This window comes from Paracoccus sp. (in: a-proteobacteria) (genome assembly GCF_047605025.1).
GTDB lineage: Bacteria > Pseudomonadota > Alphaproteobacteria > Rhodobacterales > Rhodobacteraceae > Paracoccus.
Genome location: NZ_JASGGO010000010.1, coordinates 1 through 26,679 on the forward strand (window position 1 = coordinate 1; position 26,679 = coordinate 26,679).

A 26,679-nucleotide genomic window follows, 5' to 3' on the forward strand; every position below is an offset into this window, starting at 1 on the left:
CTGGCCAGGTCAGCGACTATGCCGGCCCGCCGCGCTGTTAAGTTCGCTGCCAGATACCAAGGCGCTCGTGGCGGACAAGGGTTATGACGCCGATTGGCTGCGTGCAGCCCTCGTGGATCCGAGGATCGAAGCCTGTATCCCATCAAAATCAAACCGGAAAATCCAGATGCCCCATGGCCGTGTGCGTTGCCGCAAGCGACACAGGATCGAGAACATGTCCGGCAAGCTCAAGGATTGGCGCCGTATCCATACCCGCTACGACCGCTGCGCACACCTTCATGTCAGCCATCGTCATCGCAACAGTCATCTTCTGGATATGATCAATGGGTCCTGAGCCTAGGGCATTGCCCTGGCTGCCGATGTGGTCTCATCAAAAACCCCGGAAAATTTCTGCCAAAGTAATGTTAGCATGAGGCAGCGCCCCAAAGCGCATCGTCGGATTTCTTCGTTTTCCAAATACCCATGCGGCGGCGCCCTCGGGCACTGCCGTATCCGGTTTCAGACCTCTTCGATCCGCAGTTCCACCGGCTCGCCCGCGATGACGCCCGTGCGGGGCAGGGCCTCGATGGCATGGCCGATGGCTTCTGGCGTGGTCTTATGCGTCACGATCAGGACCGGAGCCACGCCCTCGGTGTCGTGCCTGCCATATTGCCGCATCCGGTCGATCGAGATCCCGGCATCTCCCAGGACCGAGGCGACCTTGGCCAGGGCGCCAGGCTTGTCGGTCAGGGCCAGGCGGATGTAATAGGCGGCGGGCACGGCGGTGCGGGCGGGCTGGGGCCGGACCAGCAGGCTAGCAGGCTGACCGAAGGCCGGCATCCGCACGCCGCGCGCGATCTCGACGATGTCCGACATCACCGCGCTCGCGGTCGGACCCTCGCCCGCGCCCGCGCCGCGCAATACGATCTGCCCGACCGAATCGCCCTCGACCACGACCATGTTCGTGCCGCCCTGCAATTGCCCCAGGGGACTGTCCGAGGGCACCAGACAGGGCGACATGCGCTGTTCCAGCCCGCGCCCGGTCATCTGCGCCACGCCCAGAAGCTTGATGCGATAGCCCATATCGGCGGCGCGGCGGATATCGTCGATGCTGACGCGCTCGATCCCCTCGATCTCGACCGTATCGAAACTGGGCCGGGTGCCGAAGGCGATCGAGGACAGAAGCGCCAACTTGTGGCTTGCGTCGATCCCGCCCACGTCCAGCGTCGGATCCGCCTCCAGATAGCCCAGTTGCCGGGCCTCATCGAAGACCGTCTCATAGGGCAGGCCCCCGCTTTCCATCCGCGTCAGGATATAGTTGCAGGTCCCGTTCATCACGCCCATGACGCGGCGGATCTCGTTGCCGGCCAGCGATTCGGTCATTGCCTTGATGACGGGAATGCCCCCCGCCACGGCCGCCTCGAAACGCAGCACGCGGCCATTCGCCTCGGCCAGTTCCGCCAGTTCCTGGCCATGGATCGCCAACAGCGCCTTGTTCGCGGTCACGACATCCTTGCCCGCGGTCAGCGCGGCGATCACGGCCTCGCGGGCGATGCCCTCATGCCCGCCGACCAGTTCGACGAAGACATCGACATCCTCGCGCACGGCCAGGGCGCGGGCGTCGTCCTCCCAGGCATAGGCGGACAGGTCCAGGTCGCGGTTCTTGCGGCGGTCGCGGGCGCTGACGGCGGTGATGGCGACGGGCCGGCCGGCACGCGCCGACAGCAGCGCCGCATGTTTCTGGATGATCTTGACGGTGCCGGTGCCGACCGTCCCCAGACCAGCGATGCCAAGACGAAGCGGAGAGGCATCTTGCCCCATGTTCTGGGCGGACATGTGAAACCCGTGTTGATGGACTGCGGGGTAGTTAGCGCAAGCCCCGGCACGTTGCAACGCGCCCCGGCGCATCCCCCGTCAGGACGGCTCGTCCCCCGCCCATTCGCCCTGGATGCCGGTCGTGCGCATCACCCGCAGCACGCGCTCCCCGATCTCGGCCACCTGGGCGCGGATATGGCGCAGATCCTCCAGGCTCAGCGCCTTTTGCTGCACCTCGCCGCGAAGGCTGACAAAGGCCGGATGCCACAGCGTTGGCACCTCGGTCGGCCGCCACGAGGCATGGCACAGCAGGTTGCGCCACAGCCGCAGCTCGGCCAGCCTGTCGGTGATGCGCGAGCGGTCGCGCAGGCCGGGATGGCGGCGCATGGCCGCGTCCATCTGCTCGATCAGCGTGCCCATGGAATCATCGGCGATGCCCTGGATCTTGGACAGCCAGGCCCGCAACTCGGCCTCGGTCAGGTCGTCGGCCAGCCGGGCGCGCTCCAGCGCATAGATGGTGCGCTTCAGGATTTCTTCCAGCCAGCCGAAATCCGCGACGCATCGGCCCAGTTCGGTGGCGAAATCCTGGGGTAGGGTATGATGCGTCTCGGGGGCGGCGCCTATTCGCGCCATAGCCGGGCGACCCAGCCGACAGGGCGGACGTAATGGCGCAGATGCCTGAACAGGCTTTCTCGGCGCTCGCCCAGAAAACCCGCCCGCAGATGCGCCCCGGCCGAGCGCACGGGCTGGGTCTCGTCCCAGCGGCCCAGGATCGCGTCGGGCGGGTTCAGGCTGCCCGGAAAGATCACGATCCGCGCCCGCCGGGGAATCCGTGCTTCCAGGACATAGTTCAGCGGAAAGACCGGCACGCAATGCATGCGGAAATGCGCCAGCCAGCCGCGCGGCCAGAACTTGACCCCGCCCGGCGCGTTGCGCGTGACGAAACGCTGCTCATAGCGGAACTTGTCCGCCGCCGCCTGCGGATCGGCGCGGAAGATGTCCTGCAAGGGTTTCAGCTTGCCCACCCGCATCCGATAGACCGAGGTCTGGCCCATCTTTTCCAGAGGCGTGTTCGGGTTCAGCCCAAGCACGGTGTCGTCGGGATCGCCGAAGGTGAAGAAATCGTCCAGGTTTCCGGTGACGATCACGTCCAGGTCCAGAAACAGCACCACCCCGGTCACGTCGCCCAGATCGCCCCAAAGCCGCGACTTCGGCCATTTCCCCTTGGTCCGCACCGGCGCCTGATATTCGAATTCCGGCAGGGGCCGCACACCGATATCGGGGTGAAGCCCCGCGCCGTCATCGGTAAAGCAGTAAAGCCGGAACGGCGGGGTGATGTTGCGGGCCACCATCGCATGCAGGCGGTTGACATATTCGGGACCGAACTTGCCGCCCCATTTGATGCAGATGATCTGCTTGACCGTGCCGTTGCGCCCGTCGTTCATGTCCGCCTCGCTTTTGCCTGCGACATTCGCATGGGCCGGCAGGGGGGGCAAGCGTCAGAGCAGCTTCTGAAGCAGCACCAGATCCAGCCAGCGGCCGAACTTGCGGCCCGATTGCGGCAGATGGCCGACCTGCGCAAAACCGATGGCCTTGTGGAACTCGACCCCCGCCGCGTTCTCCGCCGCTACCGCCGCGACCATGGTATGGGCGCCCGCGCCCCGCGCATGGGCCTCGATCGCGGCCATCAGCGCCCGGCCGATGCCGCGCCCGCGCGCACCGGGGGCAAGCAGCACGGTATGCTCCATCGCATGGGCAAAGCCCGAGCCGCCCCGGAACTGGTCATAGGTCGCGATCCCCAGGGTCCGGCCATCCGCCTCGGCGACCAGCATCTCGCGCCCCGCCGCGCGCCGCGCCTCGATCATCGCGGCCAGGCTCTCGGCCGTGCGCTCCTCGGCGGCGAAAATGATCGTGGTCTCGCGGATGATCTGGTTCCAGAACACCAGGATGGCGGGAATGTCGGCGGGCGCCGCGGGACGGATGATCATGCCTTGCCTTTCGCGAAAGCGCCGCCCCGGAAGAGGGACGGCCGGTCTTCTTCGTTTTACAAATACCCCCGCGGCGCAAGACGCAAGAGCCGCGCTCAGGCCGCGCGCGCCGCCCGGATCAGGCCCAGGATGTCGCGCGCCGCCGAGGGGATGTTGGTCCCCGGCCCAAAGATCGCCTTCACCCCGGCCTGTTTCAGGAAATCGTAATCCTGCTGCGGGATGACGCCGCCGCAGATCACCAGGATCTCCTCGGCGCCCTGTTCCTTCAGCGCGGCGATCAGCTTCGGCGCCAGGGTCTTGTGCCCCGCCGCCTGGCTGGAAATCCCGATCACATGCACGTCATTGTCGATGGCGTCCTGCGCCGCTTCCTCGGGGGTCTGGAACAGCGGCCCCACATCCACGTCGAAGCCGATATCGGCGAATGCGGTGGCGATCACCTTGGCGCCGCGATCATGGCCATCCTGGCCCATCTTCACGACCAGCATCCGGGGGCGGCGGCCCTCGTCCTCGGCGAATTGCTCGACATCGCGCTGGATTTGCGCGAATTCCTCGTCGCCCTCATAGGCGGCGCCGTAAACCCCTGCCAAAGTCCTCACCTCCGCCCTGTGGCGCCCGAAGGTGCCCTCCATCGCCAGGCTGATCTCGCCGACGCTGGCGCGGGCGCGGGCGCATTCGACCGCCGCCTCCAGCAGGTTGCCGCCCTCGACCGTGCGCCGGCCCAGTTCCAGAAGCGCCGCGTCGCAGGCCGCCTGGTCGCGGGTGGCGCGGATACGCTCCAGCCGCGCGATCTGGGCATCGCGCACCTTCATGTTGTCGATGTCCAGGATGTCGATCGGATCCTGGCTCGCCAGCTTGTATTTGTTGACGCCGACGATCACGTCCTCGCCCCGGTCGATCTGGGCCTGGCGCCGCGCCGCCGTCTCCTCGATGCGCAGCTTGGGCATTCCGGTGGCGACCGCCTTGGTCATGCCGCCCATGGCCTCGACCTCCTCGATCAGCGCCCAGGCTTTCTCGGCCAGCTCATGGGTCAGGCTTTCGACGTAATAGCTGCCGGCCAGCGGATCGACGACATGGGTGATCCCGGTTTCCTCTTGCAGGATCAACTGGGTGTTGCGGGCGATGCGGGCGCTGAACTCGGTCGGCAGGGCGATGGCTTCGTCCAGCGCGTTGGTGTGCAGCGATTGCGTGCCCCCCAGCGCCGCCGCCATCGCCTCATAGGCGGTGCGCACCACGTTGTTATAGGGGTCCTGTTCCTGCAAGCTGACGCCCGAGGTCTGGCAATGCGTGCGCAGCATCAGGCTGCCGGGCTTCTTCGGGTCGAACTCCTTCATGATCCGCGTCCACAGCAGCCGCGCCGCGCGCAGCTTGGCGACCTCCATGAAGAAATTCATGCCGATGGCGAAAAAGAAGGACAGCCGCCCCGCGAACTGGTCCACGTCCATCCCGGCCTTCAGCGCGGCGCGCACATATTCGCGCCCGTCCGCCAGCGTATAGGCCAGTTCCTGCACCAGGTTCGCGCCCGCCTCCTGCATGTGATAGCCGGAAATCGAGATCGAGTTGAACTTGGGCATCTCGTTCGAGGTATATTCGATAATGTCCGCGATGATGCGCATGCTGGGTTCGGGCGGATAGATATAGGTGTTCCGCACCATGAATTCCTTCAGGATGTCGTTCTGGATCGTGCCCGACAGCACGGCGCGGGAATGGCCCTGCTCCTCGCCGGTGACGATGAAATTCGCCAGGATCGGGATCACCGCGCCGTTCATCGTCATGGACACGGACACCTTGTCCAGCGGGATGCCGTCGAACAGGATCTTCATGTCCTCGACCGAATCGATGGCGACGCCGGCCTTGCCCACATCGCCCTCGACGCGGGGATGGTCGCTGTCATAGCCGCGATGGGTGGCCAGGTCGAAGGCCACGGACACGCCCTGCTGCCCGGCGGCCAGCGCCTTGCGGTAAAAGGCGTTCGATTCCTCTGCGGTGGAAAAGCCCGCATATTGCCGGATGGTCCAGGGCCGGCCGGCATACATGGTGGCGCGCGGACCACGGGTGAAGGGCTCGATCCCCGGCAGCGAACCCAGATGCGGCAGGCCCCGCACATCCGTCTCGGTGTAAAGCGGCTTGACCTCGATCCCTTCCAGCGTGTGCCAGTTCAGGCTTTCGGGGGGGGCGCCTTTCAGTTCCTTGCTGGCAAGCTTTTGCCAATCCCCAAGCTCGGCTTTCGTGCTCTCGGTCATCTTAGATCCTTTCGCATGGCCGCCCGGCGCTTATATGAAGAAGAAGCAGAGGGGGCGATAAAACTGAAACGGTTGATTATTCTTGCGATGGTGCCGCTGGTCGCGGCGATGGGGTCCAGACCGCAGGGCGAGGGTGCCGCCCGGCCATATGTGCGGGGCGAGGTGCCGGCGGCACAGGCCGATACGCGGCCGCGAAGCCCCGCCCAGGCGGGCGAATTGCGCGTCCTGGAGGCCGCCCAGGCCGATCCGCGAGAGTTTCTGTGGCAGGCACGCCCGGTCGTGGTCTTTGCCGATACCGCCGCGGATCCCGCCTTCCTGGACCAGATCCGTATGTTGCGGGGCGATCCGGTGGCGCTGACCCTGCGCGACGTGGTGGTGATCACCGACAGCGATCCGGCGGCGGCCAGTTCCTGGCGGCGGCAATTGCGTCCCGAGGGGTTTTCCCTGGTGCTTCTGGACAAGGACGGCCAGGTCAAGCAGCGCAAGCCCGCGCCCTGGTCGGTGCGCGAGATTTCCCGCGCCATCGACAAGTTCCCGCTGCGCCTGCAAGAGATGGGCCGCGCGGCGCTACCCTGAGATATTGCGAAAACCGCGACGGATTCATTGCGGGAAAGGCCCGGCCGCATTATCTTGGGGACAGGGCGGCAAGGCCGCCCCCCGAACAGGAGAGCCGCCATGCCCAAATCTGCCCAGCCGCGCGCGACCCAGCAGCCGGATTCGCCCAAGCGGCGCAGGCTGGACCCGGCGACCGAGCAATTGGTCGAGCGGTTGCGCAATGCCCGCACCGCGAACGAGATGGCTGTGATCGTGGGGTTGAAGCCCATCAAAGGTCGCTCCGGTCCGAAGATCGCTTACTGAGCCGCGCGCGCAGCGCAGCCAACTCTTCCGGCAGCGTCGCGGGTAGGCGCGCGATCTCGGCCTGCCGAATCGCCAGTTCCGCCTCGGCTTCCTGCTGCAATGCCTGACGCAGCGCGTCCTCGCCCAGAAAGACGCTGATCATCAGCAGGCGCAGCGCCTCTTGCCCGCTTTCCCGCGCGGCCTGGGTCAGTTCCAGATAATCCCCGAACATCGCCACGGCCAGCGCATGGTCCTTTTCCGCCTGCTTCGGCATGGCCTCGGCGAACGAAGCCATGATGGACAATTGCCGGTAATAGGTCACGACCGGGTCGATGATGTCGGCGGGCAGGATATGCACGTCCTCGATCACCGCCGAATAGATCCGGTCATTGGCCTGGGCCGGAATGAAGGGGATGCGGCCGCCCTCATCAAGCGCGGCCAGGCGCAGGGCCATGCCCTCGGGGTCCAGCCGCTCGCGCTCAAGCGTGACGACATGGGCGCGGATCTCGGCCATAAGGGCGCGCTGCACGTCGCTGACCCGCTCGGCCCGCAGCGCGCGGGCACGGCGGCGGTTCAGCCAGTCGTTCACCGGCCAGGCCAGCACCGCCACGATCGCGGCCACAAGGGCGGCCGTGACCGTGGGGTTGAACAGGCTGTCCGGCGATTGCGGCATCGATCACTCGAATTCCAGGATCACGTCATCGACCTTGAGGCTTTCGCCCTGCGCGGCCTTGACCGACTTGACCACCGCCTTCTTCTCGGCGCGCAGGATGTTTTCCATCTTCATCGCCTCGACGGTCGCCAGCGCCTGGCCTTCCTGCACCTCGTCGCCCTGGGCCACGTTGATCTTCACCACCAGCCCCGGCATCGGGCAGAGCAGGAATTTCGAGGTGTCGGGCGGCAGTTTCTCGGGCATCAGGCGCGCCAGTTCGGCGGCGCGGGGGCGGCGGACATGGACCTTAAGATCGGCGCCGCGCCCGCGCAGGCGAAAGCCCGAGGGGATGGGATCGACCTTCAGCACCAGCGCCGCGCCATCGACGGCCAGCCGGGCCAGCGATTGACCCGGCAGCCAGTCGCTTTCCACCCGCAGCTTGCGCCCCTGGACCTCGACCGTCGAGCCTTGCCGGTCGGCGGTGATGCGGACGGGGAATTCCCGGTTCGCCAGCGTCACCACCCAGTTTTCGCCGACATGACGCTCGTGATTGCCCAGCCGGCCGGTGATGCGGGTGGCGCGGATCTCGGCCACGCGATGCATGGCGGCGGCGGCGGCGGCGATGCGGCTCAGTTCCGCCTCGGGCAGGGTCGCGCCCTGGAAGCCCTCGGGGTATTCCTCGGCGATGAAGGCGGTCGAGATGTCGCCCGAGACGAATTTCGGATGGTCCATCACGGCGCTGAGGAAGGGCAGGTTGTGGCCGATGCCCTCGACCTCGAATTCGTCCAGCGCCACGCGCATCGCCTCGATGGCCTGCGCGCGCGACGGCGCCCAGGTGCAGAGCTTGGCGATCATCGGGTCGTAATACATGCTGATTTCGCCGCCCTCATAGACGCCGGTATCGTTGCGCGTGCCGGTCGCGGCGACCGGGGGGCGCGCGCCGGGCTGGGCAGGCACCCATTTGTCGGCGGACTGCATCGGTCCGGCGGCGGTCTCGGCCGGCGGACGATAGCGGGTCAGCCGCCCGATCGAGGGCAGGAAGTTGCGATAGGGATCCTCGGCGTAAAGCCGGGATTCCATGGCCCAGCCGTTGATCTTCAGGTCGGCTTGCGCAAAGGGCAGCACCTCGCCGTTCGCGACGCGGATCATCTGCTCGACCAGATCGACGCCGGTGATCAGTTCGGTCACGGGATGCTCGACCTGAAGCCGGGTGTTCATCTCCAGGAAGTAGAAGTTCCTGTCGCCATCGACGATGAACTCGACGGTGCCGGCGCTGGTATAGCCCACGGCCTTGGCCAGGGCGACGGCCTGCTCGCCCATGGCCTTGCGCGTCGCCTCGTCCAGAAAGGGGCTGGGCGCTTCCTCGATCACCTTCTGGTTGCGACGCTGGATCGAGCATTCGCGTTCGTGCAGATAGACCGCGTTGCCATGCTTGTCGGCCAGCACCTGGATTTCGATATGGCGCGGCTGGGTCACGAACTTCTCGATGAAGATGCGGTCGTCGCCGAAGCTGTTCGCAGCCTCGTTACGCGAGGATTCGAAGCCTTCGCGCGCCTCCTGGTCGTTCCAGGCGATCCGCATGCCCTTGCCGCCGCCGCCGGCGCTGGCCTTGATCATCACCGGATAGCCGATCTGGCCCGAGATCTTCACCGCCTCGTCGGCATCGGCGATCAGGCCCATGTAACCCGGCACGGTGCTGACGCCGGCTTCCTGCGCGATCTTCTTCGAGGTGATCTTGTCGCCCATCGCCTCGATGGCGGGCGAGGGGGGGCCTACGAAGGTCACGCCCTCTTTTTCAAGCGCCTCGGCGAATTTCATGTTCTCGGACAGAAAGCCATAGCCCGGATGGACGGCCTGCGCGCCGGTCTGGCGGATGGCGTCCATGATCCTGTCGATCACGATATAGGACTGGTTCGCGGGGGGCGGGCCGATATGGATGGCCTCGTCGGCCATCTTCACATGAAGCGCGTTGCGGTCGGCGTCGGAATAGACCGCGACCGTCGCAATCCCCATCTTGCGCGCGGTCTTGATGACGCGGCAGGCGATCTCGCCCCGGTTGGCGATCAGGATCTTCTGGAACATGCTTTCTCCCATGGGGCAGATCAGAACGTGAAAAAGCCGCTCCCGCGCATGGCGGGAACGGCCCTTGAAGTGGTCGGTCGCCGGCCGCCGAAGCGGGTCAGCGGGAATTGTGCGTCATTGGCACAGGTGCACGTCGTCGCAAAGCGCGCCGCCGGCGGCGCCGATGGCCGCGCCCCTAAGGACATTATGGCCGCCGACATGCGCGACGGTCGCACCGACGCCCGCGCCGATAAGGGCGCGGTCGGTGTCGGTCGGGTTGATGCCTTGGGTGCAGCCGGCCAAGCCGGTAAGTCCGAGGCCAAGGATAAGAACGAGTTTCTTGGACATTTTCCAGTCTCCGAATGCCGGGCCAGGGCGGCGCGGGGCGCGCGCCAGGGCGCCGGCGGGAAGGGGGTATCAGTAACGGCGCTGGCAGACGCCCACGTCGTCGCACAGCGCGCCGCCGGCGGCGCCGATAAGCGCGCCGGTGCCGACATTGCCGTCAACGATCTTGGCGACCGCCGCACCCGCCAGGGCGCCGCCGGCGGCGCGCTGCGCGTCGGGCGAAAGCGTCGAGCCGCCGTAGCCGTTGCTTTCGCAAGCGGCAAGGCCGGCGACCAGCATGGCAGCGGCCGAAAGGCGGAGAAGGACGGATTTTTGCATGGTTCTTTGCCTGTATTATGGGCCCTCGCGCGGGCCGGGTAAGGTTGCGATGGCCGCATCATGGCACGCCGAAACGCCAGAAGAAACTGACAACGATGTGAAATTCCAGGGTTCAGCGGCCTTTTGCCCATCAGTCGCGATCCTCGTCCCAGTCGCCGTCCGCATCTTCGTCCTCGTCCCATTCGGTGGCGTCCCAGTCGAATTCCGGGGGCTCCTCGGCGAAGAGTTCGGGAAAGCTCGCCTGCGCCTTTTTCATGTCGATGCGCAGCATTTGGGCATAATCCGTGGGGTCCAGCTTGCCCACGGCCACGACCTCGCGGCCCAGCAGCCAGGACAGGCGGCCGGCGTCCAGGTTGCCGCGTGCAAAGGGTTCCTCTCCGAAGCAGCGGATCAGCGCGGCTAGAAAGCCCGCATCGGCACGCTTGTCGGGTGCCTTGCGGTCGCGAAATCGCTCGCGCCGGATCAGCGGTGTCGCGCCCTTCTTGTTGGCGCGGCGGATGGTGAATTGGAAATCAGTTCCGGGAAGTCGGCCCGGAAAGCCGCGATGCTTCAGCATGCTGGCCCCCGTTCTGCTTGAAGTAAGGTGTCAAGCGGACGACGGGGCGGGCGCGGCAAGCGCGGGCCGACACGCAGCCCGCGCTCGGCTACAGGCTTAGTTGGCGCCGTATTTGCCTTGGAAGACGGGCTCGGGCTGCACGACCGGGGCCGGAACGACTTCGGGCTCTTTCTTGGCGCAGGCTGCGGCCAGACCGACGAGGACAAGGGCGAGTGCAAGCTTTTTCGACATGATGTCGTGCTCCTGTATGGCGGGGCGCATTGGCCCCGACTGCTCTGAGATTCGGCCGCTTGATGCGGCCGCAGGCGCAGCATATCGGTCCTCTTGGACGCGGCACAGACGAGGCCCCGGCCTTTTTCCCGGCGCGCGCGGCGCTGTGGCAGGCTTGCATCATCGGCCGGGCGGCGCATCACCAGGGCTCCCATTGGCATTGATCGCGATCCGCAGGCAGGCGAAACGCCTCGAAAACCTGATGCGCATCAGCGTCGTAGCTGCCGAAGGGCAGTTCCTTGTCGGCGATGCTGACGATGATCTGACTAGGGCGCGGGGCGGGGCTTGCCACGCGCGGCAGGACCCAGTTCTGGCACAGCCACAGAATATCGGCATGCAGCGGATCTTCGCCGGAATCGTCCGCCGGCGCGGCATCCGTGCCGCCCTGCGCGGCTTCCAGCATACCGTCGGCTTCGGCTTCGGCCTCGGCGCCGCCGTCGATATCGGGCACTTCCGCCAGGGGCTGGTCGGGCTGCGCTTCGGGCGCATAATCCTGGGCCGAGGCGGTGGCCGCCGCCGCGCCCGCGCCCCCGACCTCGCCGGTCTCGGTGTCGATCTCGATCGGCGCGCGCTCCTCGGCGTCGATCTGGCCCGTCGCGCCCTGGCGGTCATCGGGCATGCGTTTGGCCAGATCGGGCATCACGAAGCGGAAACGATAGGTCAGCCCCTGGCCGCCCGAACTGTCATGCAGGGTCTCTTGCCAAGTCATCTCGGCCCCCGAAGGCAGCTTGATCAGCGACCCCTTGGCCTCCTTGACCTCGGCGCCCGCCGGCGCGGCCAAGGCCGCCAGCAGGGCGCTTAACGCCAGATTGCGAACCATTACATCCTCCTGGGAAAAGCAGCCGTCACAGCGGAATGTTATCGTGCTTTTTCCATGGATTTGTAAGTTTCTTGCCGCGCAGGCTGGCCAGCGCGCGGGCAACGCGGCGGCGGGTCGAATGGGGCTGGATCACCTCGTCGATGAAGCCCTTTTCGGCGGCGACGAAGGGATTGGCAAAGCGCGTCTCATAATCCCTGGTCCGGCTGGCGATCTTGCCGGCATCGCCCAATTCGCTGCGATACAGGATCTCGACCGCGCCCTTGGCACCCATCACCGCGATTTCGGCGGTCGGCCAGGCATAGTTGAAATCCCCGCGCAGGTGCTTCGAGGCCATCACGTCATAGGCCCCGCCATAGGCTTTGCGGGTGATCACCGTCACCTTCGGCACGGTCGCCTCGCCATAGGCGAACAGCAGCTTCGCGCCATGCTTGATGACGCCGCCGTATTCCTGGCCGGTGCCGGGCAGGAAGCCGGGCACGTCCACGAAAGTCAGGATCGGGATCTCGAACGCGTCGCAGAAGCGCACGAAGCGCGCGGCCTTGCGGCTGGAATCGATGTCCAGGCAGCCCGCCAGCACCATCGGCTGGTTGGCGACGACGCCCACGGTCTGGCCCTCGACCCGGATGAAGCCGGTGATGATATTGCCGGCGTAATCCTTTTGGATCTCGTAGAAATCGCCTTCGTCCGCGACTTTCAGGATCAGTTCCTTCATGTCGTAGGGCTGGTTCGGGTTGTCGGGGATCAGCGTGTCCAGGCTGTCCTCGATGCGCTGGGGATCGTCGAAGAAGGGCCGCGTCGGCGCCTTTTCGCGATTGCTCAGCGGCAGGAAGTCGAAAAGGCGCCGGATTTCGGCCAGCGCCTCGACATCATTGTCGAAAGCGCCATCGGCGACCGAGGATTTCCGGGTATGGGTCGAGGCGCCGCCCAATTGCTCGGCGGTGACGACCTCGTTCGTCACGGTCTTGACCACATCGGGGCCGGTCACGAACATGTAGCTGGTATCGCGCACCATGAAAATGAAATCCGTCATGGCCGGCGAATAGACCGCGCCGCCCGCGCAAGGCCCCATGATGACGCTGATCTGCGGGATCACGCCCGAGGCCATGATATTGCGCTGGAACACATCGGCATAGCCCGCAAGGCTGGCCACGCCCTCCTGGATCCGCGCGCCGCCGGAATCGTTCAGCCCGATCACCGGGGCGCCGTTCTGCATGGCCATATCCATGATCTTGCAGATCTTCTGCGCATGCGTTTCCGACAGAGAGCCGCCGAAGACGGTGAAATCCTGGCTGAACACATAGACCATGCGGCCGTTGATCGTGCCCCAGCCGGTGACGACGCCATCGCCATAGGGGCGATCCGCCTCCATGCCGAAATCGGTCGAGCGGTGGCGGACGAACATGTCGAACTCCTCGAACGAGCCTTCGTCCAGCAAAAGCTCGATCCGCTCGCGGGCGGTCAGCTTGCCGCGCGCGTGCTGGGCGTCGATCCGTCGCTGTCCGCCGCCCAACTGGGCATCCTGCCGCCGGGCTTCGAGCTGGTCGAGGATGTCCTTCATCATGGGTCTCCGCCTTGGGGTTTGGCACAAGTTAAGGCTTTGACGGGGCTGCGGGAAGGAAAAAGGAGAATATTTGCAAAATATGTTTTCCATGCCGAGTGAAAACTGTAAATTTGCGAAATCCTTGCTCGCGCCGGCATGGCCTGTCGGGCCTTTCCGGGTGCGGCCCGGCTTATCGCGGATCCCTGGGCATAAACGGCAAAGGGGGCGCGCCCGCCCCCTTTGTCCTTTCGATATCGCGCGGATCAGCTTCCGCGATAGGTCGAGTAACCATAGGGCGAGATCAGCAGCGGGACATGGTAATGGTCCTGCTCGGACATGCCGAAGCGCAGCGGGATCTGGTCCAGAAAGCGGGGCTTCGCCGCCTGGTGCCCCTGCGCGTCCAGCCAGTCGCCCACATGGAAGACAAGCTCGTATTCGCCGGCCTGGAACTCGGCCTCGGGCAGGATCTGGCTGTCGGTGCGGCCGTCGTGGTTGGTCACGACCTCTTTCAGCAGCGTGCGGCCGCCGTCGAGGCGGTAAAGCTCGATCCGCATCCCCTGCGCCGGGGCGCCGGTCGCGGTGTCGAGGACATGGGTGGTAAGATAGCCGGGCATGGTTGCTCCTTATCCGTTGGCGAGGCGCTTGGTCGCCGCGCGGGCCTGTTCATTCAAAAGATGCGGGTCGGCCGTGATCAGATGATGGTCGCGGACCACGGCGCGGCCTTCGACATAAACCGCACGTGGCCGCATCGGCGCGCAGAACACAAGGGCCGCGACCGGATCCCATTCGCCGGCCGCCGCCAGTTCGGTCACGTCCCACAGCACCAGATCGGCGCGCTTGCCGGGCTCCAGGCTGCCAAGGTCCGTGCGGCCCAGCACGCGGGCGCCGCCAAGCGTCGCGATCTCCAGCGCCTCGCGCGCGCCCAGGGCGGCGGGGCCGTTCTTCAGCCGCGCCATCAGCATGGCCTGCCGCGCCTCAAGCCCCAGATGGCTGCAATCGTTGCTGGCCGAGCCGTCGACGCCCAGGCCCACCGGCACGCCCGCGTCGCGCATGGCGCGGACCGGCGCGATCCCCGAGGCGAGGCGCGCGTTCGAGCAGGGGCAATGCGCGACCCCGGTGCCGGTGCGGGCGAACAGGTCGATTTCCTTGTCCGAGAGCTTGACGCAATGGGCGTGCCAGACATCCTCTCCGGTCCAGCCCAGGCTTTCGGCGTAATCGCCCGGCAACATGCCGAAATTCGCCAGCGAATAGGCGATGTCCTCGTCGTTCTCGGCCAGGTGGGTGTGCAGCCGAACGCCCTTTTCTCGGGCAAGGATGGCGGCGTCGCGCATCAGTTCGCGGCTGACAGAGAAGGGCGAGCAGGGCGCCAGCGCCACCTGCACCATGGCACCGGGCATCGGGTCGTGGAAGGCGGCGATCAGACGCTCGCTGTCCTTCAGGATCGCGGCCTCGTCCTCGACCAGCGCGTCGGGGGGCAGGCCGCCCCTGGATTCGCCGATCGACATGGCGCCGCGCGTGGCGTGGAAGCGGATGCCGATCTGGGTCGCGGCCTCGATGCTGTCGTCCAGCCGGGCGCCGTTCGGGAAAAGATACAGGTGATCGGACGAGCAGGTGCAGCCCGACAGCGCCAGTTCCGCCAGCCCGATCCGCGTCGAAAGCCGGATGTCGTCCGGCGTCATGCGGCCCCAGATCGGATAGAGGCCGCGCAGCCAGCCGAACAGCGCCGCGTCCTGCGCGGCGGGCACGGCGCGGGTCAGCGTCTGGAACAGGTGGTGATGGGTGTTGACCAGCCCCGGCGTGACGACGCAGCCCGCCGCCTCGACCACCTCGGCCCCCTCGCGCGGCAGGTCGGTGCCGGTGGCCAGGATGACCCCGCCCTCCACCAGCACGTCCCCGTCCGCGATCTCGCGCCGCGTGCCGTCCATGGTGACCAGCACGCGGGCCTTGCGGATCAGGGTTCGGGTCATCGCTTGCCTTTCAATGGGCATCGGCCGCGTGGCCGGCCGCGCGCAGATCTTCCTCGGTCGCATGGGGCGCGCCGTTGAAGAACCAGTTGAGCAGAACTGCCGAGATGGTTGCAAGCAGGATTCCCGAATGGATCAGCGGATGCAGCGCATGGGGCATCCACTGGTTGAAGTCCGGCGCGATCATCGGGATCATCCCCAGCCCCAGCGAGACGGCGACCACGAAAAGATTGTGCCGGTTCCCGGCGAAGTTCACCGTGGACAGGATGCGGATGCCGGTGGCCGCGACCATGCCGAACATGACCAGCCCCGCGCCGCCCAGCACCGTGGTGGGCAGGCTTTCGACCAGCGCCCCCATCTTGGGGATCAGGCCCAGCACGATCATGATCGCACCGCCTGCCACGCAGACGAAGCGCGAACGGATGCCGGTCACGCCGACAAGGCCCACGTTCTGGCTGAACGAGGTATAGGGGAAGGTGTTGAACAGCCCGCCCAGCGCCGTGCCCAGCCCATCGACCCGCAGGCCGGCCGACAGCGATTTCGGCGTGATCCTGCGGCCGCAGATATCGCTCAGCGCCAGGAACATGCCGGTCGATTCCACCATGGTCACGAACATGACCAGAAGCATGGTGGCGATCATCACCGGGTCAAAGATCGGCATGCCGAAATGAAAGGGCTTGATCGGCGCGAACCAGGCCGCCTCCGAGACCGCGCCGAAATGCATCATCCCCATGGCGGCGGCCAGGACGCCGCCGCCGACGATGCCCAGCAGCACCGCGATATTGGCGACGAAGCCGCGGCCAAAGCGCGATAAAAGCAGGATCGCGGCCAGCACCGTGATCCCGATCAGGATGTTCCTGCCCGAGGCATAAGCCGGGTTCGGCACGGTCGGCAGCAGCTTCACCCCCTGGGGCGCCGCGCCCGAGGCGATGGCCGCGTTCAGCCATTCCTGCGCCGCCGGATCGACCAGCTTCGGCGCGGTCGCGCCCACCGGCAGGCCGAAGATCCAGTTGATCCCGATGGGCATCAGGCTGACACCGATGGCCAGGATCACCGTCCCCGTCACCACGCTGGGAAAGAAGCGCAGCAGCCGGCTGACCAGCGGCGCCAGGAAGATCGAGATCACCCCCGCCGCGATGATCGCGCCGAAAAGCATCCGCGCGCCCTCGTTGCCCGGATTGGCCGCCGCGATCGAGACCATCGGCCCCACGGCGGCGAAGGTCACGCCCATCATCACCGGCAGCTTGATCCCGAACCATTGCGTCGCCCCCAGCGACTGGATGACCGAGACCAGCCCGCAGACGAACAGATCCGCCGAAATCAGGAAGGCCACGTCCTGCGGCGCAAGCTGCAAGGCGCGGCCCACGATCAGCGGCACGGCAATGGCCCCGGCATACATCACCAGGACATGCTGGAAGCCCAGCGTGAGCAGGCGCGGTGCCGGCAATATTTCCTCTACCGGGTCGATGGCCCGGCCCTTGTCGAGTTGCGACATGGTTCTCCTCCCTTGTCGTTCTGTCCTTGTCGTTCTGTGGGGCGCGTCAGATCTCGACGCGCCGGGCGATGCCTTTTTCCTGGGCCAGGCGCAGCACGGCGGCGGCGACGGCCAGATCCTGCAAGCCGACCCCGGTGCCGTCGAAGATGGTCAGTTCCGCGTCCCCGCGTCCGGGATCGCTGCCGTTCACCACGGCGCCAAGCTGGGTGATCGCCTGTCTTGCGATCAGCCCCTGCGCCAGGGCGTGCTGGAATTCGCCGATGGTGACGGATTGCGCCACCTCGTCGGTGAAAAGCCGGGCGCGGGCGACCAGGGCGGGGTCCAGCTCCTGCTTGCCGCGTGTGTCGGTGCCCATGGCCGCGATATGGGTCGGGCCGCTGACATGCCCGTCCAGAAGCAGCGGCGAGAAGGCCGAGGTGATCGAGATGATCACATCCGCCTCGGCCCCCAGCGTGGGCAGGTCCACCGCCTGGAAGGGCAGGCCAAGCTTTGCCGCCGCCTCGGCAAGACGCGAAAGCCGGGCGGGATCGCGGTTCCAGCCGATCACACGCTGAAAGCCGTGGACGGCGACGGCGGCGCGCATCTGGAAGGCGGATTGATGGCCCGCGCCGATCATGCCAAGCACCTTCGCGCCCTTCGGTGCCAGATGCTTGATCGAGACCGCCGAGGCCGCCGCCGTGCGCAGCGCGGTCAGAAGGTTGCCGCCCACCGCCGCCGCGACCTGGCCGGTATCGGCGTCGAACAGGAAGATCGTGGACTGATGGTTGATCAGGCCGCGCTTGTGGTTGTCGGGCCAATAGCCCCCGGCCTTCAGCCCCAAGGTCAGAGCAACACCGTCGAAGCCGCCCTTGAAGCCGTAAAGCGCCTGCTCATGCCCCAGGGCCTCGCGCACGACCGGAAAGTTGCGCGCCCGGCCCAAGGCCATGGCGGCAAAGACCGCCTCGACCGCCTCATGGGCCGCCTCTGGGGTCATCAGCCCCGCGATCTCGCGCTCGGGAACGACCAGCATCAATAGCCCTTTCCGCGCGCCGAAACCGGCCAGACGGATTCGACCTTGCCGTTCCTGACGCCGACATACCAGTCGTGGACGTTGCAGGTCGGATCGCAATGGCCCGGCACCAGCCGCAGCTTGTCGTTGACCTTCAGCACGCCGCCGTTGTCCTCGACCACGCCGTGTTCGTCGCTGCACTTGATGTATTTCACATCGTCGCGGCCATGGACGAAGGGCAGGCCCGAATCGACCGACTGCGCCTTGAGGCCCGCGTCCACCACCGCCAGGTGCGGCTTGGCGTGGCTCATTACCGAGGTCAGGATGAACAGCGCGTTTTCCCATTCGCCGGCGTCGATGCGCTTGCCGTCCTGGTCCCGGATGCGGCCATAATCGGCATCCATGAAGGCATAGGACCCGCATTGCAATTCGTTGTAAACGCCAGAATTGCTTTCGAAATAATACGACCCCGTGCCGCCGCCCGAGACGAATTCGGGCGTGAGCCCCTCGGCCTTCAGCGCCTCGACGGCTTCCGACACCTGGGCGATGGCGGCGTCCAGCTTGGCCTTGCGGTCCTGATAGCTGTCCATGTGCTGCATGGCGCCCTGATAGGCCTGGATGCCTTTGAAGGTCAGGCCGGGGGCAGCCGCGACGGCGCGGGCGATCTCCAGCACCTCGGGGGTGGTCTTGACGCCGCAGCGGCCGGCGCCGCAGTCGATCTCCACGAAAACGCCCAGGGTGGTGCCGTGCTTTTGCGCGGCGGCCGACAGGTCGGCCACGTTCGCCACGTCATCGACGCAGACGGTCACGGTCGCGCCCAGCTTGGGCATCCGGGCCAGGCGGTCGATCTTGGCCGCGTCGCGGACCTGATTGCTGACCAGGATGTCCTTGATGCCGCCACGGGCAAAGACCTCGGCCTCGGACACTTTCTGGCAGCAGACGCCGACCGCGTCGCCAAGGCTTTCCTGCAATTTCTGCACGTCCACGGATTTGTGCATCTTGCCGTGGCTGCGGTGGCGCATCCCATGCGCTTTGGCGTAATCGCCCATCTTCCTGATGTTGCGTTCCAGCGCGTCCAGATCAAGGATCAGGCAAGGCGTCTGTATATCGGCCTCGTCCATGCCGGGCAGGGCGGGGATGTCGTAGCCGACCTCATAGCCGGCGAAATCCGCTTTCACGTTCATGGGAATGCTCCTCAGATCCAGGGCAGCTTGTCGAGATCGACATTGCCGCCGGTGATGATGATGCCGACGCGCTTGCCGGCGAAGGCTTCGGGGTTCTTCAGGATGGTGGCCAGCGGCACGGCGCTGCTGGGCTCCATCACGATGCGCAGGTGCTTCCAGATCAGCTTCATCGCATCGACGATTTCGGCGTCCGAGGCGGTATAGATCTCGGCCACATGGTTTTCCACGAAATGCCAGGTCAGATCCTTCAGCGGCACCAGCAGCCCGTCGGCGATGGTCTTGGGGGCGTCGTCGGCGATGATATGGCCGGCCTTGAAGCTGCGATAGGCGTCGTCGGCCTGTTCGGGCTCGGCGGCGATCACCTTGACCTCGGGCGCCAGCGTGGCCAGCGTCAGGCAGGTGCCCGAGATCATGCCGCCGCCGCCGATGGGCGCGACCACCGCGTCCAGGCCGTCGGTCTGTTCCATGAGCTCGCGGGCGCAGGTGCCTTGCCCCGCGATCACGCGCGGGTCGTTATAGGGATGGACGAAATCGCCGCCCGTCGCGGCCTGCACCCTGGCGAAGGTCTCTTCGCGGGAACTGGTCGAGGGCTCGCATTCGGTGATCACCCCGCCATAGCGCCGCACGGTATCCTTTTTCGCCTGCGGCGCGGTGCGGGGCATGACGACGTTGCAGGGGATGCCGCGCAGCATGGCGGCATAGCTGAGGCACGAGGCATGGTTGCCCGAACTGTGCGTGGCGACGCCTTTCGCGGCCTGTTCGTCGGTCAGGCCAAAGACCGCGTTCGTGGCGCCGCGGACCTTGAAGGCCCCCGGCTCCTGGAAGTTCTCGCATTTGAAGAACAGCCGCGCGCCGGTCAACTCGTTCAGATAGTCCGAGATGCGGACCTCGGTGCGCCGGATATACGGCTTGATGCGCGCATGCGCGTCCAGCATGTCCTGATAGGTCGGGATGTGCATCGCCTTATCCATCATGCGGCCTTTTCCAGCGCCGCCCCGGTGGATCGGCGATAATGCTCCTGCGCGGCGGCCACGCCCGAGCCAAGCCGGACCGGCAGGCCCAGATCGGCCATGGTCATTTCCGCGACCGCGATTCCCGACAGCGCCATGGCATCGGTCAGGCTGCCCAGATGGCCGATGCGGAACACCTTGCCCGCGACCTCGCCCAGGCCGGTGCCGAAGGCCATGTCATAGGTTTCCAACGCGTGGCTGACGATACGGTTGGCGTCGAAGCCCTCGGGCACGCGGATGGCGCTGACGCTGTCCGAGTAAAGCTCGGGGCGGGCGGCGCATAGCATCAGCCCCCAGGCATCGACGGCGGCGCGCACGCCGCCCGCGATGCGGCGATGGCGGGCAAAGACGTTTTCAAGCCCCTCGGCCAGCAGCCGGTCGCAGGCGACGTTCAGCCCGTTGATCAGCCCGACCGGCGGGGTATAGGGATAGCCGTTGCGGGCATAGCCGGTGGCCATGTCGCGGATGTCGAAGAAGGTGCGCGGCAGGTGGGCGGTTTCCACCGCCGCCATGGCCTTGGGCGAAAAGCCCAGGATCGCCAGGCCCGGCGGCAGCATGAAGCCCTTTTGACTGCCGGTGACGGCGATGTCGACGCCCCATTCGTCCATGCGGAAATCCATCGAGCCGATGGAACTGACGCCATCGACGAACAGCAGCGCCGGGTGCGCGGCCGCGTCCAGTGCGCGGCGGACGGCGGCGATGTCGGATTTCACGCCGGTCGCGGTCTCGTTATGCGTGGCCAGGACGACCTTGATCCGATGGCCCTTGTCGGCGGTCAGGATCTCCTCGAAGCGGTCGGCGGGGATACCCTCGCCCCAGGGCGTCTCGACGAATTGCACGTCCAGCCCGTGGCGCCGGCACATGTCGATCCAGCGGTGGCTGAACATGCCGTTGCGCGCGGCCAGCACCTTGTCGCCGGGCGACAGCGTATTGCTGATCGCCGTTTCCCAGCCGCCGGTCCCGGTCGAGGGGAACAGGAAGACCTGCGCCTTTTCGGTTTTCAGGACCTTCTTCACCCCCTCCAGCGCAGGATGCAGCATCCGCCCGAACACCGGCGAGCGGTGGTCGATCGTGGGCATGTCGACGGCCTTGCGCAATTGCTCGGGGATATTCGTCGGACCGGGAATGAAGATCGGGTTCTGGCTGGTCATGCGGCTTCCTCCTTTGGGTTGTGGATCAGCCTAGGCGCGCCGGCCTATCGCGACAATTTTTCTGAAAAACATTTCGCAACTGCGGAAAAATTCAATATTGCTGCCCAAGATCAAATCGTTGCCGTTTTCCATAGCAGAATGTAGATTCTTTAGCGTATATTGTATCTGTCGAAAGGATTCATTGAATGTCGACTGAACCGCGTAAGCGCGGCCGCCCACGCGGTCGCCGGGATGAGGTCGAGGACAATGGCGGGGTGCGCGCCCTGGATAGGGCGCTGGATGTGCTGGACGTGATCGCATCGGGTGGCGGGCTGACCCTGACCGAGATCGCGCAGCGGCTGGAACTGGCACCTTCGACGGTGCATCGGGTGCTGGTCACGCTATCGGCACGCGGCATGGCGGAAACCGAAGGCACGGGTCAGACCTGGCATGTCGGTGCGACCGCCTTTCGGCTGGGTTCGGCCTTCATGCGCCGCTCGGGCCTGGTCGAGCGGGCGCGCCCGGTGCTGCGCCGCCTGATGGAGATGACCGGCGAAACCGCCAATCTGGGCATTCCGAACGGCCCGGCGGTGCTGTTTCTCAGCCAGGCCGAAACGCATGAGACGATCCGCGCCTTTTTCCCGCCCGGCACGCGTTCGCCGCTGCATGCCTCGGGTATCGGCAAGGCGGTGCTGGCCCATGTCCGCCCCGAGGATCTGCGGCGGATGATCCGGGGCCTGCGGCTTGAGCGGTTCACCCCGGCGACACTGACCGAGCCGGATCTGCTGGTCCAGGATCTGGCCCGCATCCGCGCGCGGGGCTATGCGCTGGACAATGAAGAACGCACCGAGGGCATGCGCTGCATCGCCGCCCCGATCTTCGACCAAAGCGGAGAGGTCGCGGCCGGGATATCGGTTTCGGGGCCGACCCATCGGATGAAGGATGCCCGGATCGAGGCGATTGCCCAGGCGGTGGTCGCGGCGGGGCGCGAACTATCCTTTGGCATGTCTCCCATGCCCGATTCTGTCTGAAAGACTGGGCGGTGGGGAAATTTACACAATCTATAGATGAAATTTATTGATTAATATGCCATTAAACAACCATTAGAAGATTCACGCTGATTTCACGTTCCTGGGTCAACCTAACCTGGCAGAACCCTGATCGAGATCCATGGGTGGTGGATCCTGTCCGGGGCTCGAAGGCCGTTGCGGCTTTCGGGGCCGGGTCGCCGAAGGCGGCTTGCACCTTTGCTGGATGTTGCCTGACCTGGAAGACGGCATCCGGTAGTCCGGGGGCGGAGGCAGCCGTCCCCGGACATTTGCCGTTTACACATAGGATCCAGGCCGCAAAGGGCAGGAGGCCGCATTGGGACAGTCCGAAACCGAATATCGACGCAACCGGATTCTGCGCCATATCGCGCTTTGCGGCGTTTTGCGGCTTAGCGGGGCCGATCTTTCCGGGCTGGACCTTTCGGGGCTGACGCTCTCGGGCGCCGATCTCAGCTATGCGGACCTGACCGGGGCGGACCTGACCGGAGCCGAGCTTGCTGGGGCTTGCCTGTGGTCGGTCCGCGCGCGGGGCGCCCGGTTCTGCGGCGCGAACCTGTGTCGCGCCCGGCTGGGCCTTGCGATGCTGGACGGCGCGGATCTGCGGGGCGCGCGGATGCGCGATGCCGACCTGACCGGCGCGCAGATGCAGGCGGCGAATCTTCTGGGGGCGGAACTGGACAATGGCGCGCTGGACGTGATGCAGCGTGCTTTGGCCATCGGCGCGCCACCTGCCTCGTGGACAGGCAACGGCATCGCGATGCTGAACTAAGCGGCCCGGTCACAGCCTCGAATCCAGCAGCCCCATCAGCCCCGCGCGGCGCAGGGGCCGCACGGGATAATCGGGATGCGCCATCAGTTCCAACGAGAAATCCGGCTCGATCAGGCGCAACCGCCGCAGCGCATCCGCCGCGCCCTCGACATCGCCGCGATGAAAGCGCAGCGCCGCCAGATAGCGCAGCGAGGGGCGGTTGTCCGGCGCGAAGGCATAGGCCGCGGCGGCGTTGTTCTCGGCATCGCTGAAACGGCCCAGCCGCACCAGCACCAGCGCGCGCCGCATCATCCAGCAGGCCGGCCCCAGGTCGGCCAGCGCGCCATGCGCGCCCCGGTCGGCCAGTTCCAGCGCCTCGTGATTGCGGCCCAGATCGCTTAGCGCCAGGGAAAGCGCATGGCAGGCCATCTCGTGATCGGGGTCCTTGCGCTCGGCCGCATGGGCCAGCATCAGCGCCCCTTCCGGGTCGTGCCGCCAGGCGGCCGTCAGCGAAGCGGCCGCCAGCACGATCGGGCTTGTCGGCGCCAGTTCCAGCGCCTGGCGCACCAGGTCCTCGGCCTCGGCCTGGCAGGCAGCGGGGTCCGAGGTCAGCCGCTCGGTCACCAGGGTGCCGCGCAGATACGAGCGCAGCGCCATCGCCACCGCGGCCTCGGCGCCGCCCTGGAACCGCGCCAGCGCGGCATCGGCCGATCGCAGCCGGGCCGCCGAATGGCTGAACACGTCCCAGATCGGAAAACCGGCCCAATGCGGCGAGGCGGTGCGCCGCGCCCGGTCCAGCAGCGCCACCGTGATCTGGGCGGTGGCCTGGCGCATGGTGGTCTTTTCGTCCTGCGCGCGGATAATGCAGCGATACGCCCAGATCTGCGCGCCGCTGGCCAGGTCGCGCATCATCACCATCAGCGTCAGGTCGCACCCGTCGCCGTGGCACAACGCCGAAAGCCGCGCGCCCGCCTGCGCCCGCAAGGGCCTCTCGGTCGCGGGCAGATGCTCGGCCAAGGTGGCGGGGATCATCTCGCAGGCGCGGGCGGCAGCCTCGGCCAGAACCATGCGGCCCAGGATGCGGGCATGGCGCGCGCCCGCCTCGACGCCCTCCAGGCTGACCACATAGCGCGGTGCGGCGGCGGCAAAGGGCTGCCTGGCGAAGGGCTGGCCGGCAGGGGGTGCCGTGGTGAAAAGAGGCTGCGCCATGCCGCGCACCGGACCGTCCTGATCCGGCGCCAGCCGCAGGCGCATGTCGCGCAGCCAGGATTCGAATTCGGGATCGGGGATGTCCAGATCGCTGGCGAAATCCATCGCCACGCCGCCCGCGTCATAGACCGGCGACAGGTCGATGCGCACCCGGTCGGGGTCCAGCCCGATCCAGCCCACCCCCGACAGCACCAGCCCGGCCTCGGAGCCCAGGCTGGCGCGCAATTCGCGCAGCATCTGGCGCAGGCTGTCCGAGCCCTGCTGCTGGCCCCGGTCGCTCCACAGCAGATCCTGAAGCCGGGCGCGGGTCATGCGCAGATCGGGCGCGGTGCCCAGGATCGCCAGCGCGCCCCGGCTTTTCTGGCTTCTCGGGGTCAGATCCTGCGAAGCCGTGCCGCGCAGGCGGACCGATCCCATCAAGGTCAAGGTCGCTATCATCGTGATTCGCCATTCTGGCTTATTCTGGACATATTAACCTAAATATGCGGCATGTTTCGATAAATCCCGCTTCGGCGTCGGACGGCGCATCGGCGCGGCGCGCGGCATACCTGCTTTCGCGGTCGCGCCGGATTGCCTGCGCGGCCCGCCTGCGCTATCGGGGCGCAAAGCAAAGGGGACCGAAGATGACCGAGCGCAAACCTGGACTGTCCTATGCCGAGGCCGGGGTGGATATCGACGCCGGCAATGCGCTGGTTGAACGCATCAAGCCCGCCGCCGCCGCGACCAGCCGCCCCGGAGTGATGGACGGGCTGGGCGGCTTCGGCGCGCTTTTCGATCCGCGCGCGGCAGGCTACCAGGATCCGGTCCTGGTTGCCGCGACGGATGGCGTGGGCACCAAGCTGCGCATCGGCATCGATACCGGCGAACTCGACGGCCTCGGCATCGACCTCGTCGCGATGTGCGTGAACGACCTGGTCTGCCAGGGCGCCGAGCCGCTTTTCTTCCTCGACTACTTCGCCACGGGAAAGCTCTCCGTCGATGAAGCCGCCAGGGTGATCGCCGGCATCGCCGAGGGCTGTCGCCGTTCTGGCTGCGCGCTGATCGGCGGCGAAACGGCCGAGATGCCGGGCATGTATGCCAAGGGCGATTTCGATCTGGCGGGCTTTGCCGTCGGCGCGATGGAGCGGGGGACCGCGCTGCCCTCGGGCGTCGCGGATGGCGACGTGCTGCTGGGGCTTGCCTCGGACGGCGTGCATTCCAACGGATTTTCCCTGGTGCGCAAGGTGGCCGAGCATGCGGGCCTCGATTGGGACGCGGCCTCGCCCTTCGGGACCGGCACGCTGGGCCAGGCGCTGCTGGTGCCGACGCGGCTCTACGTCAAGCCGGTCCTGGCCGCGATCCGCGCGGGGGGGGTGCATGCGGCGGCCCATATCACCGGCGGCGGCATCACCGAGAACCTGCCGCGCGTGCTGCCGAAGGGCCTTGGCGCGGAAGTCGACCTCGACAGCTTCACCCTGCCGGCGGTCTTCGACTGGCTGGCCCAGGCCGGCGGCATTGCCGAGGCCGAGATGCTGAAGACCTTCAACTCCGGCATCGGCATGATCCTGGCCGTCGCCCCCGACCGGGCCGAGACGCTTGAGGCGATCCTGCGCGAACAGGGCGAAACCGTCAGCCGCCTGGGCCATGTCACGCCGGGCGAGGGCGTGCGCTACAGCGGCAAGCTGCGGTGAAACAAGCTGCGGTGAAACGCGTCGCGATCCTGATCTCGGGCGGTGGCTCGAACATGGTCAAGCTGGTGGAATCGATGACCGGCGAGCATCCGGCGCGCGCGGTCCTGGTCGGATCGAATGACCCCCAGGCGGGGGGTCTGGCGCGCGCCGCCGCCCTGGGCGTGCCGACCTTCGCCGTCGATCACCGCGCCTATAAGGGCGACCGCGCCGCCTTCGAGGCCGCGCTGATCCGCCCGATCCTGGACGCCCGGCCCGACATCCTCTGCCTGGCGGGCTTCATGCGGATCCTGACCCCGGATTTCGTGCAGGCATTCAAGGGCAGGATGCTGAATATCCACCCCTCGCTGCTGCCGAAATATCCGGGCCTGCACACGCATCGGCGCGCCATCGAGGCCGGCGATGCCGAGGCGGGCGCCTCGGTCCATCTGGTGACGCCCGAACTCGATGCAGGCCCGATCCTGGGCCAGGCCCGCGTGCCTATCCTGCCCGATGACACGGCGGAAAGCCTCGCCGCCCGCGTCCTCACCCAAGAACACCGCCTCTATCCCGAGGTCCTGCGCCACTTCGCCGAAAACGCGATCTGATCCCTCTCGCCACCACATGAAAAAGGGCGCGGTGGCCGCCTGCTTTCTTTCTTGCCCAAATATCCCCCGGGGGGGGATTCCCCCATACGCTTTAACTTAAAGGCTTGTGGGGTTTCTGGCGGCGTTTGCCTGGCTTTTCCGCCGTCTCGGCGGATCGCAGATATGGCGCATGACGGCGGCAAGGTGCCTGGAGGTTTTCTTCACCGCCCGCACCGTCAGTATCGCAG

Annotated in this window: 28 protein-coding genes; 7 read left to right on the forward strand and 21 right to left on the reverse strand. The window is 66.5% G+C overall.

Going from position 1 to position 26,679, the window contains the following annotated elements; translation table 11 throughout:
- The coding region (locus QM682_RS07440) for a transposase (protein WP_415128321.1) at nt 1–334 on the forward strand (334 nt) is incomplete at its 5' end.
- Between the two features lie 164 nt (nt 335–498).
- Here the strand turns inward: QM682_RS07440 and QM682_RS07445 are convergent.
- From QM682_RS07445 to scpA, 5 genes are all read right to left on the reverse strand, one after another.
- Nucleotides 499–1,815: a homoserine dehydrogenase gene (locus QM682_RS07445; RefSeq protein WP_415128323.1), complete on the reverse strand. Its 1,317-nt coding sequence runs from the start codon at nt 1,813–1,815 to the stop codon at nt 499–501.
- A 78-nt stretch (nt 1,816–1,893) separates the two neighbouring features.
- On the reverse strand, nt 1,894–2,427 hold the full coding sequence (locus QM682_RS07450) for a hypothetical protein (protein ID WP_415128325.1): 534 nt from the start codon (nt 2,425–2,427) through the stop codon (nt 1,894–1,896).
- Entirely contained in the window at nt 2,415–3,239 is an 825-nt protein-coding gene (locus tag QM682_RS07455; protein WP_415128327.1) for a glycosyl transferase, read from the reverse strand. The genes QM682_RS07450 and QM682_RS07455 overlap by 13 nt, the downstream gene beginning before the upstream one ends.
- 54 nt (nt 3,240–3,293) lie before the next feature.
- Entirely contained in the window at nt 3,294–3,782 is a 489-nt protein-coding gene (locus tag QM682_RS07460) for a GNAT family N-acetyltransferase (protein ID WP_415128329.1), read from the reverse strand.
- A gap of 95 nt (nt 3,783–3,877) precedes the next feature.
- Nucleotides 3,878–6,022 carry a methylmalonyl-CoA mutase gene (scpA, locus tag QM682_RS07465; protein WP_415128331.1) on the reverse strand — a complete coding sequence of 715 codons (2,145 nt, stop codon included), beginning with the start codon at nt 6,020–6,022 and terminating at the stop codon, nt 3,878–3,880.
- 57 nt (nt 6,023–6,079) lie between these two features.
- On the opposite strand from scpA, the gene QM682_RS07470 reads away from it, so the two are divergent.
- Together QM682_RS07470 and QM682_RS07475 are read left to right on the forward strand one after the other, a co-directional pair.
- Nucleotides 6,080–6,598: a DUF4174 domain-containing protein gene (locus QM682_RS07470; protein WP_415128542.1), complete on the forward strand. Its 519-nt coding sequence runs from the start codon at nt 6,080–6,082 to the stop codon at nt 6,596–6,598.
- A 99-nt stretch (nt 6,599–6,697) separates the two neighbouring features.
- Complete coding sequence (locus QM682_RS07475) at nt 6,698–6,880, forward strand: hypothetical protein (RefSeq protein WP_415128333.1); 183 nt, start codon at nt 6,698–6,700, stop codon at nt 6,878–6,880.
- Here QM682_RS07475 and QM682_RS07480 read toward each other — a convergent pair.
- From QM682_RS07480 to bhcA, 15 genes are all read right to left on the reverse strand, one after another.
- A complete protein-coding gene (locus QM682_RS07480) occupies nt 6,846–7,532 on the reverse strand; it encodes a hypothetical protein (RefSeq protein WP_415128335.1) in 687 nt (228 codons plus the stop codon). The genes QM682_RS07475 and QM682_RS07480 overlap by 35 nt on opposite strands.
- Nucleotides 7,533–7,535: 3 nt before the next feature.
- Nucleotides 7,536–9,593 (reverse strand): biotin carboxylase N-terminal domain-containing protein, encoded by a 2,058-nt coding sequence (locus QM682_RS07485; protein WP_415128337.1) that lies wholly within the window; start codon nt 9,591–9,593, stop codon nt 7,536–7,538.
- A 114-nt stretch (nt 9,594–9,707) separates the two neighbouring features.
- Nucleotides 9,708–9,920: a hypothetical protein gene (locus QM682_RS07490; protein ID WP_415128339.1), complete on the reverse strand. Its 213-nt coding sequence runs from the start codon at nt 9,918–9,920 to the stop codon at nt 9,708–9,710.
- Between the two features lie 69 nt (nt 9,921–9,989).
- On the reverse strand, nt 9,990–10,235 hold the full coding sequence (locus QM682_RS07495) for a hypothetical protein (protein WP_415128341.1): 246 nt from the start codon (nt 10,233–10,235) through the stop codon (nt 9,990–9,992).
- A gap of 130 nt (nt 10,236–10,365) precedes the next feature.
- Complete coding sequence (locus QM682_RS07500; RefSeq protein ID WP_415128343.1) at nt 10,366–10,791, reverse strand: hypothetical protein; 426 nt, start codon at nt 10,789–10,791, stop codon at nt 10,366–10,368.
- Between the two features lie 96 nt (nt 10,792–10,887).
- Nucleotides 10,888–11,022 (reverse strand): hypothetical protein, encoded by a 135-nt coding sequence (locus QM682_RS07505; RefSeq protein ID WP_415128345.1) that lies wholly within the window; start codon nt 11,020–11,022, stop codon nt 10,888–10,890.
- 178 nt (nt 11,023–11,200) lie between these two features.
- Complete coding sequence (locus QM682_RS07510; protein ID WP_415128347.1) at nt 11,201–11,881, reverse strand: DUF6497 family protein; 681 nt, start codon at nt 11,879–11,881, stop codon at nt 11,201–11,203.
- Nucleotides 11,882–11,906: 25 nt separating this feature from the next.
- Nucleotides 11,907–13,439 carry an acyl-CoA carboxylase subunit beta gene (locus tag QM682_RS07515; protein ID WP_415128544.1) on the reverse strand — a complete coding sequence of 511 codons (1,533 nt, stop codon included), beginning with the start codon at nt 13,437–13,439 and terminating at the stop codon, nt 11,907–11,909.
- A gap of 245 nt (nt 13,440–13,684) precedes the next feature.
- A complete protein-coding gene (gene uraH / locus QM682_RS07520; protein WP_415128349.1) occupies nt 13,685–14,035 on the reverse strand; it encodes a hydroxyisourate hydrolase in 351 nt (116 codons plus the stop codon).
- Between the two features lie 9 nt (nt 14,036–14,044).
- Complete coding sequence (locus QM682_RS07525; protein ID WP_415128351.1) at nt 14,045–15,388, reverse strand: 8-oxoguanine deaminase; 1,344 nt, start codon at nt 15,386–15,388, stop codon at nt 14,045–14,047.
- 10 nt (nt 15,389–15,398) lie between these two features.
- On the reverse strand, nt 15,399–16,880 hold the full coding sequence (locus tag QM682_RS07530; protein ID WP_415128353.1) for a nucleobase:cation symporter-2 family protein: 1,482 nt from the start codon (nt 16,878–16,880) through the stop codon (nt 15,399–15,401).
- 46 nt (nt 16,881–16,926) lie between these two features.
- Entirely contained in the window at nt 16,927–17,889 is a 963-nt protein-coding gene (bhcD, locus tag QM682_RS07535; RefSeq protein WP_415128355.1) for an iminosuccinate reductase BhcD, read from the reverse strand.
- Complete coding sequence (bhcC, locus tag QM682_RS07540; protein ID WP_415128357.1) at nt 17,889–19,052, reverse strand: 3-hydroxy-D-aspartate aldolase BhcC; 1,164 nt, start codon at nt 19,050–19,052, stop codon at nt 17,889–17,891. Before bhcC ends, bhcD begins: the two co-directional genes overlap by 1 nt.
- Nucleotides 19,053–19,063: 11 nt before the next feature.
- Nucleotides 19,064–20,026 carry a beta-hydroxyaspartate dehydratase BhcB gene (gene bhcB / locus QM682_RS07545; RefSeq protein ID WP_415128359.1) on the reverse strand — a complete coding sequence of 321 codons (963 nt, stop codon included), beginning with the start codon at nt 20,024–20,026 and terminating at the stop codon, nt 19,064–19,066.
- Nucleotides 20,023–21,213: an L-aspartate--glyoxylate aminotransferase BhcA gene (gene bhcA, locus QM682_RS07550; RefSeq protein ID WP_415128361.1), complete on the reverse strand. Its 1,191-nt coding sequence runs from the start codon at nt 21,211–21,213 to the stop codon at nt 20,023–20,025. The genes bhcB and bhcA overlap by 4 nt, the downstream gene beginning before the upstream one ends.
- Nucleotides 21,214–21,398: 185 nt before the next feature.
- Between bhcA and bhcR the strand changes: the two genes are divergently transcribed.
- Together bhcR and QM682_RS07560 are read left to right on the forward strand one after the other, a co-directional pair.
- Complete coding sequence (gene bhcR / locus QM682_RS07555) at nt 21,399–22,223, forward strand: HTH-type transcriptional regulator BhcR (RefSeq protein ID WP_415128363.1); 825 nt, start codon at nt 21,399–21,401, stop codon at nt 22,221–22,223.
- Nucleotides 22,224–22,557: 334 nt separating this feature from the next.
- Nucleotides 22,558–23,010 carry a pentapeptide repeat-containing protein gene (locus QM682_RS07560; RefSeq protein ID WP_415128365.1) on the forward strand — a complete coding sequence of 151 codons (453 nt, stop codon included), beginning with the start codon at nt 22,558–22,560 and terminating at the stop codon, nt 23,008–23,010.
- 9 nt (nt 23,011–23,019) lie between these two features.
- On the opposite strand, the gene QM682_RS07565 is transcribed toward QM682_RS07560, so the two are convergent.
- On the reverse strand, nt 23,020–24,636 hold the full coding sequence (locus QM682_RS07565; RefSeq protein ID WP_415128367.1) for an SARP family transcriptional regulator: 1,617 nt from the start codon (nt 24,634–24,636) through the stop codon (nt 23,020–23,022).
- 185 nt (nt 24,637–24,821) lie between these two features.
- On the opposite strand from QM682_RS07565, the gene purM reads away from it, so the two are divergent.
- The gene (gene purM / locus QM682_RS07570) at nt 24,822–25,868 is read left to right on the forward strand and encodes a phosphoribosylformylglycinamidine cyclo-ligase (RefSeq protein WP_415128369.1); all 1,047 of its coding nucleotides are present in this window, start codon (nt 24,822–24,824) and stop codon (nt 25,866–25,868) included.
- Between the two features lie 11 nt (nt 25,869–25,879).
- On the forward strand, nt 25,880–26,452 hold the full coding sequence (gene purN / locus QM682_RS07575) for a phosphoribosylglycinamide formyltransferase (RefSeq protein ID WP_415128371.1): 573 nt from the start codon (nt 25,880–25,882) through the stop codon (nt 26,450–26,452).
- Nucleotides 26,453–26,679: the final 227 nt, after the last annotated feature.